At 31.1% G+C, this 1,229-nt stretch carries 1 protein-coding gene; it reads right to left on the bottom strand.

Going from position 1 to position 1,229, the window contains the following annotated elements; translation table 11 throughout:
* On the bottom strand, window positions 1–1,229 hold a 1,229-nt coding region (locus tag E1171_RS01110), incomplete at both ends, for an outer membrane beta-barrel family protein (protein WP_155203251.1).

Below are 1,229 nucleotides of genomic sequence, written 5' to 3'. Positions count from 1 at the left end.
CCCCTCAATATTTTGAATTATTCTAGCCGAATTAAATGGATCTAAAACAGACAGCACTAAATTACCTTTATTTTTAAATACCCTTCTGCTTACCCCAAATTTGAAGTACTGATTTGACTTTTGAAAGGTTTGGAAATTGACTTTACTTTTAGGATTAAAAAACCAACTACATTCAAGTTTGTAAGATTTAAGTCGAATAATATTTATGATAGAACTTTTCACGCTATAAAAACCGTTATTGTCAATATCTTCTTTTGAAATGGCTCCATATCTTCCATTTAATTTGACTATTGTCTTTAGCCACTTCGGAAAGTTTAAGCTATAAGAGAAGTCAATTCCAAAAGTAGTTGCTCTTCCAATATTTTCTGGCCTGGTAATAGTGATGTCATTTTCAGAGTCAAAAACTGAAGAGTATTGTATTATATCTTTTACGAAATTAGTGTATAGTGTTGTACTGAGAGAAGAGTTTTCAAATTCATTAAGGAATTCTAATTCTATATATTGTGTTGACTGGGGTTTTAAGTCAGGATTACCTACACTTATTCTTTGTAAGTCTAGACTGGAGTTAAAATTGTTCAGAAAGGTTAAACGAGGTTGTCTTAAGAGACTGAAATAATTAAGACTTATTTCGTTCCCCTCTCCATATTCATATTCTAAACCTATTTGAGGTAACAAATTCAAAAAATTTTTACCAGATGATTCATTGGTGTCCTCATTATTCAATTTACGTTCAGTATTTACAAGTCTCAGCCCTATATTGTAAGATATACTACCAAATTCATTGAAATAGTCAGCGAATGCAGTATTATCAAATTGCGTAAACATAATATTGTTTACAGCAGAAGTGAAATTGAGGTTATCTGAAAAAGCCTGATTCTGATCTATGGTGTTTAAATCAAATTGATACCCAATAGTGAGGTAACCGTCATTTTTGAGCGCCTTATCATATCGAGACCTCAGTTTAAGTTTATTAGATAATAATCTATCAAAAGAGTCTGAATTAAAATTATTCTTCGTCGAGGATGATTCCAAAAACATTTCTGATTTCTCTTTAGCTTCAAACTCATATTCCACTTCTATTTTCACCAAATCTTTTTTAGAATTGAGTTTGTGTTCAAACTCAGTTTCCGTTAGTATAGAGAAAAGGTCATTCTTGACTTCATTTATCTGATTTGTTTCCTCTAAATTCTCAGATTTGGTCCGAGTTCCAGTATTGGAAAATGTACTAT

This window comes from Xanthovirga aplysinae, assembly GCF_009711365.1.
In the GTDB taxonomy this organism is placed as follows: domain Bacteria; phylum Bacteroidota; class Bacteroidia; order Cytophagales; family Cyclobacteriaceae; genus Xanthovirga; species Xanthovirga aplysinae.
Note: the sequence above shows the minus strand (reverse complement) of the source record. Positions and strands in the feature narration are given on the sequence as shown.